Annotated in this window: 13 protein-coding genes and 1 pseudogene; 13 read left to right on the top strand and 1 reads right to left on the bottom strand. The window is 59.6% G+C overall.

What is annotated here, in order from left to right; genetic code table 11:
* The 9 genes from GHN92_RS24360 to GHN92_RS22505 form a co-directional block, all read left to right on the top strand.
* Nucleotides 1-3,108, top strand: a 3,108-nt coding sequence (locus GHN92_RS24360; protein WP_153381194.1) for a YadA-like family protein, incomplete at its 5' end; no start/stop codon positions are given.
* A gap of 105 nt (nucleotides 3,109-3,213) precedes the next feature.
* On the top strand, nucleotides 3,214-4,104 hold the full coding sequence (locus GHN92_RS22540; RefSeq protein ID WP_095002828.1) for a hypothetical protein: 891 nt from the start codon (nucleotides 3,214-3,216) through the stop codon (nucleotides 4,102-4,104).
* Nucleotides 4,105-4,657: 553 nt separating this feature from the next.
* Nucleotides 4,658-5,521 (top strand): MurR/RpiR family transcriptional regulator, encoded by an 864-nt coding sequence (locus GHN92_RS22535; protein ID WP_095002830.1) that lies wholly within the window; start codon nucleotides 4,658-4,660, stop codon nucleotides 5,519-5,521.
* Nucleotides 5,522-5,559: 38 nt separating this feature from the next.
* Nucleotides 5,560-6,111: a D-alanyl-D-alanine dipeptidase gene (ddpX, locus tag GHN92_RS22530; RefSeq protein WP_095002831.1), complete on the top strand. Its 552-nt coding sequence runs from the start codon at nucleotides 5,560-5,562 to the stop codon at nucleotides 6,109-6,111.
* Between the two features lie 150 nt (nucleotides 6,112-6,261).
* Nucleotides 6,262-7,842 (top strand): ABC transporter substrate-binding protein, encoded by a 1,581-nt coding sequence (locus GHN92_RS22525; protein ID WP_153381193.1) that lies wholly within the window; start codon nucleotides 6,262-6,264, stop codon nucleotides 7,840-7,842.
* A gap of 75 nt (nucleotides 7,843-7,917) precedes the next feature.
* The gene (locus GHN92_RS22520; RefSeq protein ID WP_095002833.1) at nucleotides 7,918-8,934 is read left to right on the top strand and encodes an ABC transporter permease; all 1,017 of its coding nucleotides are present in this window, start codon (nucleotides 7,918-7,920) and stop codon (nucleotides 8,932-8,934) included.
* A 1-nt stretch (nucleotide 8,935) separates the two neighbouring features.
* A complete protein-coding gene (ddpC, locus tag GHN92_RS22515; RefSeq protein WP_153381191.1) occupies nucleotides 8,936-9,817 on the top strand; it encodes a D,D-dipeptide ABC transporter permease in 882 nt (293 codons plus the stop codon).
* A gap of 2 nt (nucleotides 9,818-9,819) precedes the next feature.
* Nucleotides 9,820-10,812: an ABC transporter ATP-binding protein gene (locus tag GHN92_RS22510; RefSeq protein WP_095002835.1), complete on the top strand. Its 993-nt coding sequence runs from the start codon at nucleotides 9,820-9,822 to the stop codon at nucleotides 10,810-10,812.
* The gene (locus GHN92_RS22505; RefSeq protein WP_153381189.1) at nucleotides 10,809-11,780 is read left to right on the top strand and encodes an ABC transporter ATP-binding protein; all 972 of its coding nucleotides are present in this window, start codon (nucleotides 10,809-10,811) and stop codon (nucleotides 11,778-11,780) included. Before GHN92_RS22510 ends, GHN92_RS22505 begins: the two co-directional genes overlap by 4 nt.
* 83 nt (nucleotides 11,781-11,863) lie before the next feature.
* Here the strand turns inward: GHN92_RS22505 and GHN92_RS22500 are convergent, their stop codons facing one another.
* A complete protein-coding gene (locus GHN92_RS22500; protein WP_095023736.1) occupies nucleotides 11,864-13,219 on the bottom strand; it encodes an MATE family efflux transporter in 1,356 nt (451 codons plus the stop codon).
* A 210-nt stretch (nucleotides 13,220-13,429) separates the two neighbouring features.
* Between GHN92_RS22500 and GHN92_RS22495 the strand changes: the two genes are divergently transcribed.
* From GHN92_RS22495 to GHN92_RS22480, 4 genes and pseudogenes are all read left to right on the top strand, one after another.
* On the top strand, nucleotides 13,430-14,113 hold the full coding sequence (locus tag GHN92_RS22495; protein ID WP_016780653.1) for a response regulator transcription factor: 684 nt from the start codon (nucleotides 13,430-13,432) through the stop codon (nucleotides 14,111-14,113).
* Nucleotides 14,091-15,479, top strand: coding sequence for a HAMP domain-containing sensor histidine kinase (locus GHN92_RS22490; protein ID WP_153381187.1), 1,389 nt, complete (start codon nucleotides 14,091-14,093; stop codon nucleotides 15,477-15,479). Before GHN92_RS22495 ends, GHN92_RS22490 begins: the two co-directional genes overlap by 23 nt.
* 549 nt (nucleotides 15,480-16,028) lie before the next feature.
* Nucleotides 16,029-17,852 (top strand): ABC transporter ATP-binding protein, encoded by a 1,824-nt coding sequence (locus GHN92_RS22485; protein WP_153381185.1) that lies wholly within the window; start codon nucleotides 16,029-16,031, stop codon nucleotides 17,850-17,852.
* 669 nt (nucleotides 17,853-18,521) lie between these two features.
* Nucleotides 18,522-19,008, top strand: a pseudogene (locus GHN92_RS22480) (energy transducer TonB); the annotation flags it as partial.

The following is a 19,008-nucleotide window of genomic DNA, read 5'->3' as shown; positions in this document are numbered from 1 at the left end:
ACCAGTACCGATGCCATCAACGGCAGCCAACTGTTCGCCACCAATCAACAGGTCACCACCAACACCACCAATATCGCCAGCAATACAACCGCGATCAACACCCTCAATAGCGGTGGAGGCATCAAGTACTTCCACACCAACTCAACACTGGCCGACTCCTCAGCGACAGGTGTGGATGCCACAGCGACGGGAGCAAATGCCCAGGCCCTCAATGCCTCGGATATCGCGCTTGGTGCCAACACCACAGCCAGCGGCGGCAACTCCCTGGCGGCCGGTTCGGGGGCAAGTGCCACCGCAGCCGGAGCGGTGTCCCTGGGTAACGGTGCCACATCCAGTAACGCCGGTGCCGTTGCACTCGGCGCCAACAGCACCACGGCGGCGGCAGTCGCCACCACGGGGGCAACCATCGGCGGCGTCGCTTACACCTTTGCCGGGGCAGCACCCGCCAGCGTGGTCAGTGTCGGCAGCGTTGGCGCAGAACGGCAAATCACCAATGTGGCTGCTGGTCAGGTCAGCGGCACCAGTACCGATGCCATCAACGGCAGCCAACTGTTCGCCACCAATCAACAGGTCACCGCCAACACCACCAATATCGCCAACAATACAACCGCAATCAACACTCTCAACAGCGGTGGAGGTATCAAGTACTTCCACACTAACTCAACACTGGCCGACTCGTCGGCGACAGGTTCGGATGCCACAGCGGCAGGAGCAAATGCCCAGGCCCTCAATGCCTCGGATATCGCCCTCGGTGCCAACACCACCGCCAGCGGCGGCAACTCCCTGGCAGCCGATTCGGGGGCAAGTGCCAGCGCAGCCGGTTCTGTGTCGCTGGGTAACGGCTCGCTAGCCAACTCTGCAGATGCAGTAGCCATCGGCACCTCGGCACAGGCTACAGGGGGCAAAGCCGTGTCCATCGGCGCAGGCAATATCGCAACCGGTAACGGCGCCGTGGCCATCGGTGATCCCAACACTGCAACAGGTACCGGCGCAGTCGCCATGGGCGCCGACAACACCGCCAATGGTCAAGGCAGCGTGGCCCTGGGTAATCTCTCCCAGGCCAACGAGGCAGGTTCCATTGCCCTGGGTGATGCGGCCACAGTGGCTGTAGGCGCAACACAAGGGCTGGCTCTGGGCTCCGGCGCAACATCCAGTAACGCCGGTGCCGTTGCTCTCGGCGCCAACAGCACTACTGCCGCAGCAGTCGGCACCAGCGGGGCAACCATCGGCGGTGTCACTTACACTTTTGCCGGTGCCACACCGGGCAGCGTGGTCAGCGTCGGCAGTGTCGGGGCAGAACGGCAAATCACCAATGTGGCTGCTGGTCAGATCAGCGGCACCAGTACCGATGCCATCAACGGCAGCCAACTGTTCGCCACCAATCAACAGGTCACCACAAACACCACTAATATCGCCGGCAATACAACCGCGATCAACAGTTTCAATAGCGGCGCAGGCATCAAGTACTTCCACACCAGTTCAACCCTTGCTGACAGCGCGGCCACAGGCCTGGACAGCATCGCTATCGGTCCTCAAGCACAGGCCAGTGCTGCTCAATCCTTCGCCGCCGGTGCCGGAGCTCTGGCAAGCTCTACGGGTAGCGTGGCACTGGGTAATCTGGCCAGCGTATCGGTAAACGGAGGGGTTGCATTGGGGCAGGGATCGGTATCGGACCGTGCCATCGCACCGGCAAGCGGCGCCATCCCGGCAGGCAGCAGCACCTTAGCCTACGACACGACGGATGCAACATTGTTGGGTGCGCTCTCGCTGGGTTCAGCCGGTCAATATCGTCAACTGATCAATCTGGCGGACGGGACCAGTGCCCAGGATGCCGTGACCCTGCGTCAATTGGGCGGAGCCGTCGGCTCACTCAGTTCCACCGGCAGCATGTTCTTCCACGCCAATTCTGTTAACCCGCAGGACTCATTGGCTATAGGCCAGAACGCCATCGCCGTAGGGCCTGCAACTGTCGTCAATGCTGACAACGGTATAGGGATGGGTAACAACGCCGTGGTCAGCCAGGCGGCAACTGGCGGGATTGCATTGGGCGGTAACAGCCAGGTGTTGATGGCTTCCGGGGTTGCCATCGGTACCCAGGCCCAGGCCCAAGGTGAACAGTCAGTAGCGCTGGGAGCCGGGGCTGTAGCCAGTCATGCATCAAGCGTTGCCCTGGGCTCGGGTTCGATCACTACCGTCGGCGCACAGGCGGGATACACCGCTACGGGCCTGACTACATTGCAAACATCCGTGGGGGAAGTCGGGGTAGGTACTGCGCAGGGCAGTCGCCAGATTACCGGTGTAGCAGCAGGTTCTGCACCCAACGATGCAGTCAATGTCAGCCAGCTTGGCGGTGCCATAACACAGGCCAATCAGTACACCGATACGGCGGTCAACAACATAGGCGGGAATGTCTCACAGGTCCTTAACGACGTCACTAATATCAAGAACGGAACGGAAGGCATGTTCCAGGTCAATAACACCAGTGCATTGCCCACGCCTGCGGCCACAGGTACCGATGCGGTGGCGGGCGGTGCCGGCTCGCAAGCTTCCGGCCACAAAAGCACGGCCATTGGTACCAGTGCCAAGTCCGGCGGGGAGCAAGCAGTCGCGGTGGGCAACGGAGCAACAGCTACAGCTACAGCTACAAACAGCGTCGCACTGGGTGCTAACTCGACAGCCACTCGCGACAACAGCGTTTCGGTAGGGGCAGCAGGCAGCGAACGGCAGATCACCCATGTCGCGGCAGCAACCCAGGGCACCGATGCGGTGAATTTCGATCAACTCAACAGCATTTCGGCGAACACCACCAACAATGCCAACAACTACACCGACCAACGTTTCTCGCAGCTCAATAGCGACCTGAAGAAACAGGACCGTGTCTTGAGCGCAGGGATCGCCGGGGCCATGGCCATGGCCAGCCTGCCACAGCCTTACGTTGCTGGCGCCAGCATGACAGCTTTGGGCGCTGCCACCTATCGTGGGCAAGGAGCGCTGTCGTTCGGCGTGTCGAGAGTCTCCGATAACGGCCACTGGGTGGCCAAGCTCCAGGCCAGTACCACTACCCAGGGCAATTTTGGGGTCGGTGTCGGTGTGGGCTACCAGTGGTGAGCATGAACTGAAGCAGTTACCAACGACGGTCAACACCCGTCACTGCCGCCCCGGCACGGCTCCATTGGTGCCGGGGCGTTAATCCAAAAAAACAGGGCGAATACCATGTCATTGCTCAAAACAACCGGATGGGTTATCTCATTGGCGCTGATGGCAGGCTGCGACGGCGCTCCACAAATTTTCGCCAACAGGGAGCCGCATGGCGTAATGCTCCCGGCACTGCCAATAATCCAGAGGGCAGTCATGGGGATGGTTCCCATGGTCGAAGGGCAGCGTAACGATGTGATGATGCACCATGTCTGCGCAATGGCTCGCGGTGAAAGTACCGCGCATCAAGTTGCTGAAACCTTGAAAAAACAGGGTGTCGATCTGAGCATAACGCCAGCAAAGGGCGATCCATTATCATTGCTGGTGGATCCGGACATGTCTCACCGGGCGACCGCATGCGCAGCCTACATTGCAACTTCGCCAATGGTGCTGCCAAGAACCAGCGATTTCATGGTTGAAACGGTTAACGAACAAACGCGGGAAAGACACCCGAGAACGATGCATATAGACCCACAAAAACTGAACACCTACCTACGGGTACAATTGGCAATCGCCAAGTCCGATGCAGACGTATTTGCCCTTATTGCAAGTCAATTGGCACAGACCCCAGGCTTGACCCTGGATCAATACAACCAGCGTGCCAAAAGCCTGTTTACAATCATTGCCCCCGGGTACTTGCAGCGGGTCAAGGAGTTATATACCAACGCCAAGAATGATCAGTATACGTTGAAGGAATACTCTGACACCGGTTTCAAGTTTACCTCCAGCAGCGGACATTCATTTGAGTACGACTACAACGGTTTGAACCTGAGCTACAACCATATTCCCTGGTATGGAGCTGGCCAGTTGCTGGGTAAAACCTACTGGCTGGACGTGGCGTACTTTGATCCGGCATTGGTAGCAACGTTAAAAACGTTGCCGGGCACAACCACAGCAGTCAAACCTTGAGCGCATCTGCAACCTTAGTCCTCTGTGGGAGCAAAGTAGCTCCCACAGTTCAGACTAACAACATTACGCCTGTTAGTGCCTGGCCATTTCCTGCAACAGACGACCATCTCCGGCGAAAAACCCCCGTCATTTGCAACCCCACCCGCATCCCCCTCACCTGGCAGGCTGGCAGGCTGATCGCTGGCAAATCTGTGAGGTTCCAGCCGTGGTGTGACTGAGTACCGCGGGCGCACAACGATGTCCTTCTCACCCACCCACACCTCGCGAACATCAATCGCCATGGCGGTGCTCGGCACGCCGGGCAAAGCCAGCAAGTCAAAACCTTTGAACAAGCTCGCCATCTTGGCCACATGGCCTGGCATGAAAGGGGCATCGCGCTCTGACTGCCAGGCGAGCCCCGAGGGTGCTCGTTGCAACCGTTAAAAACACGCCATTGCTGAAAAAACGCAACCCGCAGAAAAGACATTGTGTTGTTTCGAAAACAAATGTTATGTTGCTAACAGAAGGCGAGAAAATGACACGCCGATAACAATCACATGCTTGGCGTGCTCCTATGTCCCCGGAAAAGAACAGTTTTCTTCAGTTGCTGGAACATGAGTTCTCCAACCTGACCCCCACCGGCAAGCGCATCGCCAGTTACTTGCTGGGCAATCCGCAGCAGTTGCCGTTCGAGTCTGCCGACAGCATTGCCCAGCAGGCCAGCACCAGCGGCATTTCCGTAGGCCGGTTCTTGCGCTCGCTGGGTTATCAGAACCTCGATGAGGTCAAGCAGAGCCTGCGCGGTGACGCACCCGGCTCCTGGCTGATCACCGACCGCATCGGCGCCTTTCGCGCCGAAAACACCAACGACGATGCCCTCGAACGCTCCATGCACCGCGAAGTCGAGGCCATCCAGCAGGTTTACGGCCTGGCGCGCAGCGACGCTTTTGCCGGTATCGTGCAGCGCATTCATCAAGCCGATGCGGTGTTTATCCTCGGCATCCAGTCCACCCGCGGGATTCTCACCGCGTTTCACAGCCACCTCGAATACATCCGCCCCAAGGTCTATTACGTTGACGGCCTTTCCGGCATCTATGCCGAAACCCTGAACTCCGGCTTTGCCAACCCCTACGCGATCATTGCCGATTTTCGCGCCTATTCCAGCGTCACCCAGACCTTCTGTGACGCCGCTATCGACAACGATTTACCGCTGGCCCTGATCACCGATCTGCAGTGCCCCTGGGCCCGTGACTACCCGACCCTGGATCTGTTGCAGATCAAGACCGATGTTGGCCAGTTCTGGGATTCACCGGCCCCCCTGGCGTGCCTGCTTAACCTGTTGGTGTCGGCCGTCGCGGAAAAATACGGCGAGCATCTGGATGCACGCCTGGCCAAAAACCGTCAGTTGCAAAAAGCTTTCGGCCAGTTCGAAGGCTGAGCCCCTCGCCCAAAACAAAACAGCACTGGAGTGTTTGTGTGAACCAAAGCGTTGCAAGCCCGAGCCCGCTCGTTGATATCGATGCCGAGCAGTACCAGGTACAGATCGAGATGATCTATGCCACCGCCGACAACCTGGCCGGCAAAGTGATCTACCCCAACGCCCGCTGCCAGCTGCATCGCGATGCCGCCCAGTGCTTGCGCAAGGCCGTCGAGCTGGCCAGCCTGGCGGGTTTTACCCTGCGTATCTATGACGCCTACCGACCGCCCTATGCACAGTTTTTGTTATGGGAAGCCCTGCCCAATGGCGACTACGTGCGCGACCCGCACCTGGGCTCCCATCACAGCCGCGGCGTCGCCGTGGACCTGACCCTGGTGGACAGCGACGGCCAGCCGCTGGACATGGGCACCGCCTTTGACGCGATGCAAGACCAGTCCCATCAGTTCTACCCCGACCTGCCGGTCAACGTGCAGCGCAATCGCCTGCTGCTGCTGGGCATCATGCTGATCGCCGGGTTCCACGCAATTGCCACTGAGTGGTGGCATTACGAGTTGCCCAACGCCGACGACTACCCCCTGATCAACGAATGATACGGCCCACGAAACCACAGAGTTTCGAGGCCAGCGCCACTGTTTGAAGACAACAAGAAAACGCTGCACACCTGCTTGACCTGCTACTGCCCGGTTATAGATTCCAAAAATAAACCTACTTCCAGACATCAAATGTTGAAGGAAACCGGCATGACCCTCACTGATACCGTGACCCGCACCACCGCTTCACGTACCCGCTCACTGCTGCCTGGCCTGCTCTGCGCCGCCCTGAGCCTAGGGGCCTGGCAAGCCGCAACCGCGGCCACCGCTCAGGACACGCTGATTATCGGCAAGCCTGCCGACCCGCAGACCCTGGACCCGGCCGTGACCTTCGACAACAACGACTGGACCATCACCTACCCGTCGTACCAGCGACTGGTGGGCTACAAGACCGACGGCGAAAAAAGCAGCACCGAAGTCCAGGGTGACCTGGCCGAGAGCTGGACTGTGTCGCCGGACAACCTGGTCTGGGAGTTCAAGCTCAAAACCGGCAACAAGTTCGATGACGGCACCGAAGTCGACGCCAACGCCGTCAAGTTTTCCTTCGATCGCCTGATGACCCTCAAGCAAGGGCCGTCGGGTGCATTCCCGGAAGACATGGTGGTCGCAGTAGTTGATCCGCAAACCGTCCGCTTTACCCTCAAAACCCCGTTCGCACCGTTCCTGTTTACCCTGGCCCACAATGGCGCGTCCATCGTCAACCCGCTGGTGGCCAACAAGGGCGCTGAAGCCAACGCCTGGCTCTCCAGCCATACCGCAGGCTCGGGCCCATACCGCCTGGCCAGCTGGCAGAAAGGCCAGTCCCTGACCATGGAACCCAACCCCCACTACGCCGGGGCCAAGCCGGCGTTGAAAACCGTGGTACTGAAAATCATCGCCGAGCCTTCGGTACGCCGCCTGCAACTGGAGCGCGGTGACCTGGACATCATCGAAGACATGCCTGAAGACCAGCTCGGTTCACTGGCCAGCAAACCAGGCGTGGTGGTCAAGGAATACCCGTCGCTGCGGGTCACCTACCTGTACCTGAACAACAAGCAGGGCCCGTTGACCAACGTCGATGCGCGCCGGGCCATCACCGAGGCCGTGGACTACAACGGTATCGTCAAGGGTATTCTCAAGGGCAAGGCCGAATTGCTCAACGGGCCGATCCCGGACGGCATGTGGGCCTACGACAGCTCGCTGCCCGCCATGAAACAGGACATGCAGGCCGCCGCCGAGAGCCTGGTCAAAGTGCCGAAGAAAATCACCAACCTGAGCTACATGTACTCGGACAAGGACGCCAACTGGGAACCGATCGGCCTGACCCTGCAAGCCGCGCTGATGCCCCTGGGCATCAACCTCAAGCTGGAAAAGACCGCCAACGCCACCCTGCGCGAACGTGTCGGCCAGGCCGACTATGACATCGCCGTCGGCACCTGGAGCCCGGACTTCGCCGACCCCTACATGTTCATGAACTTCTGGTTCGACTCAAAAATGCAGGGTCTGCAGGGCAACCGCTCGTTCTACAGCAACCCCCAGGTCGACACCCTTATCCGTGAAGCGGCAACCACCAGCGACACGGGCAAGCGCACCGAGCTGTACCAGCAGGCGCAAAAACAAGTGCTCGCCGACAGCGCTTACGTTTACCTCTTTCAAAAGAGCTACACCCTGCCAATGCGTGATTCAGTCAAAGGCTATGTGTTCAATCCCATGCTTGAGCAAGTGTTCAACCTGGGCAGCATGAGCAAGTAAAGCTGCTGCTGCGTGCGCGCCGGCAATGGCGCGCACGGTTGTGGATTTCTGTCGTTAGAGTGACTGAGGTGCCCTATGGCCTTCCTGACGTTGTTGCGCAAGCGCCTGCTTGGCCTGTTACTGGTCGTGTTCGGTGTCTCGCTGATTACCTTTACCATTTCCCACCTGATTCCCGGCGACCCTGCCCGGCTGATCGCCGGTGACCGGGCCAGCGATGCGCTGGTGGCCGGCATCCGTCATCAACTGGGCCTGGATTTGCCGCTGTACCAGCAATACGGCCGTTACGTGCTCGACCTGGTGCAGGGCGACCTGGGCACCTCGATCCGCACCAATCGTCCGGTGCTGGAAGACTTGCAGGCGTTCTTCCCGGCCACCCTGGAACTGGCACTGGTGGCGCTGTTTCTGGCCATCCTGGTCGGCGTGCCGCTGGGTGTGCTGTCGGCGGTCTATCACAATCGTGCCATTGACCAGATCGCCCGCACACTGGCCGTGACCGGCATCTCGACCCCGGCGTTCTGGTTGGGCCTGGGCGCCATCGTGCTGTTTTACGGCCACCTCGGCTGGCTGCCTGGCGGCGGGCGTTTGTCCGAAGGTCTGACGCCACCGTCGACAATTACCGGCTTCTACCTGATTGACGCATTACTGGCGGGTAACTTCAGCCTGTTTGTCGATGCACTCAAGCACCTGATCCTGCCTGCAGCCACCCTGGGCTTTGTGACCCTTGGGGTTATCTCGAGGCAAATTCGTTCTGCCATGCTCGACCAGCTGGGCGAGGACTATATCCGCACCGCCCGCGCCTATGGCTTGTCGAAATGGACCGTGATCCTGCGCCACGCCTTGCCCAACGCACTGATCCCTTCGGTCACGGTGCTCGGGCTGACCCTCGGCGACCTGCTCTACGGTGCAGTCCTGACCGAAACAGTATTTGCCTGGCCGGGCATGGGTGCCTATGTGGTCAAGTCGATCCAGTCCCTGGATTTCCCGGCGGTGATGGGCTTCGCCATTCTGGTGTCGTTTATCTATGTACTGCTGAACATGGCCATCGATCTGCTGTACCGCGTGATCGACCCGCGCATCGGCGAGGTGAATTGAAATGTCCGTGCCTTTGACCGCAATACCGCGCCCGCAATGGCGTGAAAAATTCACTTACCTGACCTGGCAGATCCGCCGCAGCCCGCTGACCATGGCAGGCCTGCTGATCACCCTGATGGTGGTGATGTGCATGATTTTCGCCCCCTGGCTGGCCAGCCATGACCCCAATGCCCTGAACCTTGCCGAGCGCCTGGCGCCGCCTTCCGCCGAGCACTGGTTCGGCACTGATGAAGTGGGCCGCGACCTGTTCAGCCGGGTACTGTACGGCAGCCAGCAATCGGTGGGTGTCGGTCTGTTCGTGGCCTTTGCCTCATGCTTTATCGGCGGCCTGCTGGGCTGTTTTTCCGGTGTAATAGGCGGACGCTTCGATGCCCTTACCATGCGCCTGATGGACATCATGCTGTCGGTGCCGTCGCTGGTGTTGATAATGGCCCTGGCCGCCGCACTGGGCGCCAGCCTGTTCAACGCCATGCTGGCCATCACCCTGGTGCGGATTCCGTCCTATGTTCGCCTGGCCCGCGGCCAGGCCCTTGGCATTCGCCAGATGGGCTACGTGAAAGCCGCCGAAACCTTCGGTGCCCAACGCTGGCACATGGTCCACTGGCATGTGGCGCGCAACGCCATGCCACCCTTGCTGGTGCAACTGAGCTTGGACATCGGTAGCGCCATTCTCATGGCTTCGGCCCTGGGCTTTATCGGCCTGGGCGCGCAACAGCCCACGGCGGAATGGGGCGCGATGGTCGCCACGGGGCGCAATTACATCCTCGACAACTGGTGGTACTCGACCTTTCCGGGGCTGGCGATCCTGATCACCGCCACCGGTTTCAACTTGCTGGGCGATGGCGTGCGCGATCTGCTCGATCCGCGGCAACAGGGGAAATGACCATGACTCACTCGCAACCGGTACTGGCCATCGACAACCTGAGCCTTGAGTTCCCGGCCTACAAGAGCAGCGTCAAGGCGTTGAACGGCGTGTCGCTGCACGTCAACCCCGGCGAGATTGTCGGTGTGGTCGGCGAGTCCGGCTCGGGCAAATCGGTGACCGCCATGCTGAGCATGCGCCTGCTGCCCGAGCGCAGCTATCGCATCACCTCCGGCAGCCTGAGCATGCTCAACCGCGACATGCTCAGCGCCCCTGAAAAGGACCTGCTGAAAATTCGTGGCCGCGATGCGGCGATGATCTTCCAGGAGCCCATGACCGCCCTGAACCCGACCCGCCGCATCGGCCGGCAAATGCTCGATGTCATCATCCACCACCAGAAAATCAGTGCTGCCGCGGCCCATGCCAAGGCTGTCGCCCTGCTGCGCGACATGCATATCGCCAGCCCCGAGCAGGTGCTGGAAAGCTACCCCTTCGAGCTGTCGGGGGGCATGCGCCAGCGGGTGATGATTGCCCTGGCTTTCTCTTGTGAGCCACAACTGCTGATCGCCGACGAACCCACCACTGCGCTGGATGTGACCGTGCAACGCCAGGTGCTGCTGTTGCTGCGCGAAAAGGCCCGACAAAAAGGCACCGCCATTCTCCTGATTACCCATGACATGGCGCTGGTGTCACAGTTCTGCGACCGGGTCTACGTGATGTACACCGGCGCGGTGGTGGAACAGGGGCTCACCGCCGATGTCATGAGCCACCCGCAACACCCTTACACCCGTGGCCTGCTCAGCGGCCTGCCGGAGATGGTCGAGCCGGGGCAACCGCTGCTGACCATCCCCGGGCAAGTACCCAACCTGGCACGCCTGCCCACCGGCTGCACGTTCGCCGAACGCTGCGTGCATGCCATGCCGGTGTGCGGTGAACGCCCGGTGCTCACCGCCATCAACCGTGACGAACAACGCAAAACCGCGTGCTGGTTGCCGCAACAGGAGCTTTCGCAATGAACAGCGCACTGATCTACCCCGTCAAGCAGAGCGGCCCCGAGATTCTGAAACTTGCCGATGTGCGCGTGCGCTTCCCTGTCAGCAACGACTGGCTGGGACGTCCCCGGGGCTATGCCCACGCACTCAATGGCATCGACTTGCAGGTACGGGCCGGTGAAACCCTGGGCATCGTCGGCGAGTCGGGTTGCGGTAAAAGCACCCTGGCACAATTGCTCATGGGCCTGCTCAAACCCAGCAGCGGCGAACTGAGCTGGGCCAACGGCAGCAAGGGCGAAGGCAGCAGCAACGTGCAGATCGTGTTCCAGGACCCGCAATCGTCGCTCAACCCGCGCCTGCCGATCTGGCGCATCATCACCGAACCGCTGTACGCCCGCGGCATGCGCTCGCGCGAACAAATGCGCAGCATTGCCGCCAAAGTGGCGGCTCAAGTGGGCATTCGTCCGGAATATCTGGACCGTTTCGCCCACCAGTTTTCCGGCGGGCAACGTCAGCGCATCGCAATTGCCCGGGCACTGTCATCAGACCCGGACATTATCGTTCTCGATGAGCCAACATCTGCACTGGATATCTCGGTGCAGGCGCAAATCCTCAACCTGCTGGCCGAACTGCAGCAGGCGCGCAACCTCACCTACATACTGATTTCCCATAACGTATCGGTGGTACGCCATATGGCCGACCGCGTGGCGGTGATGTATCTGGGGCAAATCGTCGAACTGGGCAACGCCGCCCAGGTGCTCGATCAACCGCTCCATCCCTATACGCGCCTGTTGTTTGAAGCGGTACCGCGCCTGGGTGTGCCCTTGCTGGCCGAGCAGGTAGCGGCGCCCACCGAACTGCCGGGCAACCGCAAACTGCCCGAAGGCTGTTTCTTTCTCGAGCGTTGCAGCGCCAGCCGTGAAGGCTGCAAGCAACCACAGGTGATGCGCGGCGGCGAGCACCAGCGGGTGCGGTGTCACGTTATGGGCTGAAAGCGCTTTGCGGGCAGGCTCGCCGAACCGGCATGGATGCCGGTAGCGCCGGATATAGACCCGGTATCCGGCTTGGCCACAACTCAAACCAGCCGTTGTATCTGCTTATGCCGCCACACGAGTCGGTAATAAGCCGTCTGTAGCACCAGCATGGCCACATAGGTCACCGGGAACGCCATCCATACGCCTTGCAGGCCAAAGTGCGCATCCAGCATATAAGCCGCTGGCAGCTCGATGCACAGCACGCAAAAAATCGTGATCGCCATCGGCACCAGCACCACGCCACTGGCCCGCATGATCCCGCCGATCACTGCCTGGAAGCCAAACACCAGCACGCTCCACAGCATGATATGCAGCAAGTGCTCAGCCCGTACCCGCGCCTCGACATCGGTGATGAACAGGCCCAGCAACCAGTGCGACAGCACATAACCGAGCACCACCAGGGCACCGGTCAGGCACAGATTGATCAGCAAACCAGTGCGCAGGATCGGCCCGATACGCTCGATGCGTCCGGCACCAATGGCCTGGGCCCCGAGGATCGAGGCGGTAATGGCAATCGACAGCGCCGGAAACTGCACATAATTGACGATCTGGGTCACTGCGCCATAGGCCGCCGTAGCCTGGGAGCCGTGACTGTTGACCAGCGCCAGAATCACCAGTTCGGACAGCGACAGCACCACCATCTGCACCCCGGTTGGCAAGCCGATGCGCAGCACCTTGCCCAGGATCTCGCGGTTCAGGCGCAGCGCGGCCCACAGTTCACGGTCAGGCGCCATCACATGTTTTTTATGACGCAAGCGCAGGACCAAAAACAGCATGGCCAGTACGTTACCCACCAGCCCTGCATAGGCCGCACTTTGAATGCCCAAAGTTGGCAAACCGCCCCAGCCCAGGATCAGCGCAGGGGTCAGCAGCAACCCCACCACCGTGGAGACCATCAGCGCCAGCAACGGCGAAACCGTATCGCTGACCCCACGCAAAATCTGGGTAAAGAGGATAAAGACCAGCAGCAACGGCATGATCAGCATCATCACCCGGGCATAGCCGACGGCCTCTTCCAGCACGTCAACCGGGGTGCCCAACGCCAGCAGGGCCGGGCGCGCCAGCAGGCTGCCCAGCACCGCGGCAACCAGGCCGATCACCGCGCCAAGGGTCAGGGTTGCCCCGGTGATCTGCTTGACCAGTGCGGTTTCCCGCGCGCCCCAGGCCTGTCCGATCAGCACCGAGGCACCGGCGCCCAGACCGATGACCAGGGCGATAAAGAAAAACACGATGGGAAACATCCCCGACACCGCAGCCAAGGCCTGGGTGCCCAGCAACTGGCCAACGTAAATCCCGTTGAGGGTGCCGGAAAAGCTCTGCAGGAAATTGGACAGGACCATCGGCGCCAGGAAGATCAGGTAGATCTGCCATAGCGGCCGTTGTGAAGGGGTTTGCATGGAAAGTGAGTCCCGGAAAATAACGACGTGGGGTTATACCGCATATGTAACTTAATATTGAAGCCAATCCGCCCTCCTCCAAAGCCCCGGGCAATGGCCTTAGATCTGACTTTTCTAACAGCTGGCTGAACATGAAGAAATATTAAGAAACGTTTCAGCTTTTTCGAGGCAAAATGTGCTCACCGATAAAAAAGACCATCAGGTGGCGGTATGACCCGTATTTTGACCATTGAAGACGATGCCGTAACGGCGAAAGAAATCGTGGCGGAACTGACCAGCCACGGCCTGGAGGTCGATTGGGTCGCCAATGGCCGTGAAGGTCTGGTGCGCGCAGTCAGTGGCGACTACGACCTGATCACCCTCGACCGCATGCTTCCCGAACTGGACGGCCTGGCGATTGTCACCACCTTGCGCACCATTGGCGTGAGCACACCGATCCTGATGATCAGCGCCCTTTCCGATGTCGATGAGCGCGTGCGCGGCCTGCGGGCCGGGGGCGATGACTACCTGACCAAACCCTTTGCCAGCGATGAGATGGCGGCCCGCGTGGAAGTACTGCTGCGGCGCAAAAGCCCGGCCGACAAATACGAAACCTCGCTGCGCGTCTCCGACCTGGAGCTCAACCTGATTACCCGCGAAGCCAGCCGCAGCGAACAACAACTGAGCCTGCTGCCCACCGAGTACAAGTTGCTGGAATTCCTGATGCGCAACACCGGGCAGATCCTCTCGCGCATGATGATTTTCGAGGAAGTCTGGGGCTATCACTTCGACCCGGGCACCAACCTGATCGATGTGCACATCGGTCGTCTGCGCAAAAAAATCGATCCGCCGGGCCAGGTGCCTCTGATTCGCACTGTTCGAGGCTCGGGTTATGTCATTGCCGAACCCCTCTAAGGGCTGGCGTTCTTCCAGCAGCCGGCTGCTGGCGCTGTACAGTTTTCTGTTTGTGGCCTGGAGCTGCATCCTGATGGGAGTGCTGTATTACGAAGTCTCGGACTACCTGGGCAACCTGGCCAGACACTCCCTGATGCAGCGCCAACACCTGTTTGCTCGCTTTGAGGGTGAGCAACTCGACGAAGCGCTGGCCACCAGCATGACGTTCGATTTGCGTACAGTGGATGCCTATGGCCTGTTCGATGCGCAACACAGGCCGTTGAGCGGCCCGATCCAGACCATCCCTGCCGGGTTGCCACTGGACGGGCAGATCCATGCCTTGAGCACCTGCATTGACTCCGACGACCCCAATCTACCGCAAGACAGCTGCGATGCCGTAGCCACGCACACCAATGACGGGCGCTGGCTGGTGCTGGTGCGCGATAACGGCTCATTGTTTGCCGTAACGCGGATTATTCTGCATGCGCTGTTCTGGGGTGTGTCGCTGACCATCATCCCCGGTATTGCCGGCTGGCATTTGTTGCGCCGCCGCCCGCTGCAGCGCATCCGGTCGATTCAGGCCAGTGCCGAAGCAATTGTCGCAGGCGACCTGACCTACCGTCTGCCGCTGTCCAACCGCCGTGACGAACTGGACATGCTGGCCGCCATCGTCAACGCCATGCTCGATCGCATCGAACTGCTGATGCACGAGGTCAAGGGTGTGTGCGACAACATTGCCCACGATTTGCGCACCCCGCTCACCCGCTTGCGCGCCCAGCTGTACCGGATGCGCCAGCAAGCCGTCGAGGGCTCGGCCGAGGCGTTGCAGCTGGACGAAGTGATCGGCGAAACCGACACCCTGATGGCACGCTTTCGCGGTTTGTTGCGCATCTCGGAACTGGAAGATCATCAGCGTCGTTCCGGTTTCCTGCAACTCGACCCGTTGCCTCTGTTGCAGGAGCTGTACGATTTTTACCTGCCACTGGCTGAAGAGGGTCAGGTGACGTTGACGCTCGAAACGCCAGCGGCCTTGCCTGCCCTCACGGGCGATCGGGCCTTGTTGTTCGAAGCCCTGTCCAACCTGCTGAGCAATTCGATCAAGTTCACCCCGCCCGGCGGTGAGGTGATCCTGCGGGCGACCGACGACAATGGCAGCCCGCTCATCGAAGTGCTCGATACCGGCCCCGGCATCCCCGAGGCCGAACGGGTGGCGGTGTTCCAGCGCTTTTACCGGGTTGATGACAAGCACAGCGGCTTTGGCCTTGGCCTGTCCATCGTCGCCGCCATCGTCAACCTGCACGGCTTCAGCCTGGAGGTGAACAACCGCGAGAGCGGCGGCGCCCGGCTGACCCTGCATTGTCGCCAGAGCCTGATCAATCCCGGCTGACCGCGTTGCCTTTAATCGCGGGCAAGCCCGCTCCCACATGGACGATGCAGATCCTGTGGGAGCGGGCTTGCCCGCGATTGGGGGGCACCACGGTGCTCCCGCAAAAACAATCCTCTGGCTCGATAGACACAACTTGGCACACTTTTTTCTTGTTATTTGCCGTTCGCAGTTTTTTCTCTGGAATCACAGCTTCCAGGGGGTGTAACCGCACCAGTTGCGAACAAGGGCGGTATAGCCGTCCATATTCAGTGCAAAGACCGACCAAAAGTCGCGTCAATGACCCGCTGTCATAAGGAATAACAACGATGTCTGATGTGTGCACGCCAACCCTCTCCCTGCATTCCCCCTATTTTTGTGCCTTGCGCCTGCGCGGCCAGAACGCCTGTCCAGGCACTGACACTTAGTCTGCCCAGCCTCTGAAGCCCCGCCTTGTGCATACGGGCGACGGATAGCCACCTCCTGTTTTTCTGCGTACCCCCTGCTTGGCCGCCCTTTAAGCAAGTGCGGCAGAAGCGGCTCTTTTGGCATTGTTTACAAGACAGGTATGTCATGTCCGAATTTGACGCTATAACCGTTCCTCCCAATCGGCCGTGGGCCCTGGTATGGCATTACATCCGCCTGTATCCGCGCTGGTATTGGGGTATTACGCTGCTGCAAGTCGGCGCGGCGATGGCTGCCACGTTGATGCCCTACGCCATTGGCCGCATCACCGGCGCGGTCAGTGAAGGCGCCTGGCAACAAGGCGACCTGTTGCAGGCCAGCCTGCCCGCCCTGGGCCTGCTGTTCGCCCTGGCAGTGGTGCAATTGCTATGTGCCAGGGGTGCCACGCTGTGCATGATCATGGTCAGGCCCCTGCAGAAAATTCGTATCGTGCGCGACATGTTTGCCTATCTGCAGCGTCACTCGGCCCGTTATTTCGGTGAACACTTTGCCGGTAGCCTGGCCCACCGGATCAATGAAGGCACCATCGGCCTGCTGGAAATCACCTGGCTGCTGATCGTGGAAATGCTGCCGATTGTCGCGGTGCTGGTCACCAGCCTGGTCATGCTGACCCTGGCTTCGCCCTGGTTGGGCCTGGGCCTGCTGGTCTGGGTAGCGGCGTACACCTGGCTGGCGTATCGGTTGTCGCTCAAGGCACAAAAACTCGCCGCCAGGCATGCCAGCGCGCGCAGCCTGACCACCGGCAAGATTGTCGATGCGGTGGGCAACCTCAACAGCATCCGTCTGTTCGCCCGTCAGGATTACGAACTCAACTACCTGAAACGCTACCAGATCGAGGAAAAACAGGCCGGACAACGCTCCTTCTTCTATCAGGAAAAGGTCCGCATGCTGCAGGACAGCCTGGCCATTGTGTTGCGGGTGGGGCTGGTGGCCCTGGCGCTGTACTTGTGGCATCTGGGCAAGATCGATGTGGGCCAGTTTGTCATGGTGGCCACCCTGGGCCTGATGATCGTGGCGCAATGCAGCTTTTTGAGCATGCAGTTCATGCATTTTTTCGAGTGCATCGGCAATATCGAGAGCAGTATCGATACCCTGCTGCAACCCCATGAAATGCCCGATCAGCACAGCGCCCAACCCGTCAATATCGAGAAAGGCGCCATCCGCTTTCGCGATGTCAACTTCGGCTATAGCCCCGACAGGCCGATCTTCAAGCACTTCAACCTGGATATTCGGGCCGGGCAACGGGTGGGTATTGTCGGTTTGTCCGGCTCGGGCAAATCAACGTTGCTAAGTTTGCTGTTGCGTTCGTACGATCCCCAGGGTGGCAAAATTGAAGTGGACGGCATCGATATACAGGCCATGACCCAGCAGTCGCTGCACACCCATATCGGCTTGATCCCCCAGGAGCCCGGACTGTTTCATCGATCCTTGCGCGAGAATATCGGCTATGGCGATGTGCATGCCGGTGACGCACAAATTATCCTGGCCGCCAAGCGCGCCCATGCCCATGAGTTCATTCTGCAAATGCCCGAAGGGTATGACGCCCTGGTCGGTGAGCGCGGGGTCAAGTTGTCCGGTGGTCAGCGCCAGCGTATCGCTATTGCCCGGGCACTGTTAAAGAACGCGCCCATCCTGATACTGGACGAAGCCACCGCCAGTCTTGATTCAGAAACCGAAAGTCTGATTCAGAACAGCCTCGACGACATCATGTCGGACAAAACCGTACTGGTAGTAGCTCATCGCCTTTCAACTATCGCCCATCTCGATCGCATTGTTGTATTGGACAAAGGGCATATTGCCGAAGATGGCACTCACCACCAACTACTGGAACGTAAAGGCCTGTACTACCGACTTTGGCAACATCAGTCCGATGGATTGTTGAGTGAACAAGATGAACTGAAAGATGACTTGCCAGTCACGGAAAAAGCGTAACAGCCCCTCCCCCCATATTATTCAGTTGCTTTTCCGCAACACTAACTGCCTGGTACGTTTTACGTTATTACTTGATGATAGTTGCCTATAAGCACCTGCCCACCGACATTCGGCTGGCCGGTGCTTTTTTATTTGCCATCGGTAACATCGAGGGGGTGCGCTCCCTGATGGCACACACTTCCCAGCCTGCCAGCCATAGGACCAGACAACTGCACTGTTAGTTGGCAGTCACTGTTCACGTTGGTGCACTCTTTTATTACACCCGCCTGCGATTGCCTGATTGTCAGACAATAGCGCCGTATCATTCATTCAACTAAGCCCCTTACTTTGTGCGACGCCTTAGTTCATGCCCCGTCATTATCCCTTGCACTATTACTCTGGATGAAACCTGTCACACCCATATTAAATAAACCGCCATCACCCTACATTTCCTGCGCTGTTGGCATAGCTGTTGCTTTACCTAACTTAACGGAACTTTACAAACCTCCAGACACCGTACCTCTTGATTCAACACAAGGAATACACATGACATTCTTGCCCTCCCGCTTTTGACACACCGTAATAAGTGTTTTCCTGCACTTATTACACAACCGTTAAACAAACAGTTCTCGTCCCTGCGTGCAAGGGCGAACGGAGCCTTATTGCCCTTCATTTAGTCGAGGGACTTTTATGAGTGACGAGGTAAAGAATAAAACGCGGTCTGCCCCGCTGCTCGACGCCGAACGAGTACAGCAGTGGACCCATATTCCCCATGTAGCCAACACCTCGACACCCGCAGGCCTGGTTACATCGCGGGCGTTGTTGCTGGTGGGCCTGGTTGCCCTGCTGCACGCAGGCGCCTGGTGGGTCATGCAGCAGGCCAAGGCCGAGCCCGTGGTCACGCCGCCCGAAATTCCGGAAATGACCGTCGAACTGACCAGCCCGGCACCACCGGCGCCACCCGTGGAAGAGCCGCCACCGCCACCGCCGCCGCCAGAACCCGAAGCTCCACCCGAGGACGAAGATGCGGTGAAGGAGCCGCCAAAACCGGTGGAAAAACCCAAGCCCATAGAAAAACCCAAACCGGTGGTCAAGCCCAAGCCGGTGCAAAAACCGCAGCCGGTCAAGCCCGCCCCACCGGCACCTGCTGCCCCGGCGGCACCGACTGCGCCAGCAG

The sequence above is a fragment of the Pseudomonas sp. FSL R10-2964 genome (assembly GCF_009600035.1).
Lineage (GTDB): Bacteria > Pseudomonadota > Gammaproteobacteria > Pseudomonadales > Pseudomonadaceae > Aquipseudomonas > Aquipseudomonas bubulae.
This window is presented reverse-complemented; position numbering and strand designations above follow the sequence as displayed.

What these genes read in the sequence shown, in the direction of transcription:
- GHN92_RS22540 (WP_095002828.1), top strand. Translation starts at nt 3,214, where the DNA reads ATGTCATTGCTCAAAACAACCGGATGGGTTATCTCATTGGCGCTGATG.
- GHN92_RS22535 (WP_095002830.1), top strand. Translation starts at nt 4,658, where the DNA reads ATGTCCCCGGAAAAGAACAGTTTTCTTCAGTTGCTGGAACATGAGTTC.
- GHN92_RS22525 (WP_153381193.1), top strand. Translation starts at nt 6,262, where the DNA reads ATGACCCTCACTGATACCGTGACCCGCACCACCGCTTCACGTACCCGC.
- GHN92_RS22520 (WP_095002833.1), top strand. Translation starts at nt 7,918, where the DNA reads ATGGCCTTCCTGACGTTGTTGCGCAAGCGCCTGCTTGGCCTGTTACTG.
- ddpC (WP_153381191.1), top strand. Translation starts at nt 8,936, where the DNA reads ATGTCCGTGCCTTTGACCGCAATACCGCGCCCGCAATGGCGTGAAAAA.
- GHN92_RS22510 (WP_095002835.1), top strand. Translation starts at nt 9,820, where the DNA reads ATGACTCACTCGCAACCGGTACTGGCCATCGACAACCTGAGCCTTGAG.
- GHN92_RS22505 (WP_153381189.1), top strand. Translation starts at nt 10,809, where the DNA reads ATGAACAGCGCACTGATCTACCCCGTCAAGCAGAGCGGCCCCGAGATT.
- GHN92_RS22500 (WP_095023736.1), bottom strand. Translation starts at nt 13,219, where the DNA reads ATGCAAACCCCTTCACAACGGCCGCTATGGCAGATCTACCTGATCTTC.
- GHN92_RS22495 (WP_016780653.1), top strand. Translation starts at nt 13,430, where the DNA reads ATGACCCGTATTTTGACCATTGAAGACGATGCCGTAACGGCGAAAGAA.
- GHN92_RS22490 (WP_153381187.1), top strand. Translation starts at nt 14,091, where the DNA reads ATGTCATTGCCGAACCCCTCTAAGGGCTGGCGTTCTTCCAGCAGCCGG.
- GHN92_RS22485 (WP_153381185.1), top strand. Translation starts at nt 16,029, where the DNA reads ATGTCCGAATTTGACGCTATAACCGTTCCTCCCAATCGGCCGTGGGCC.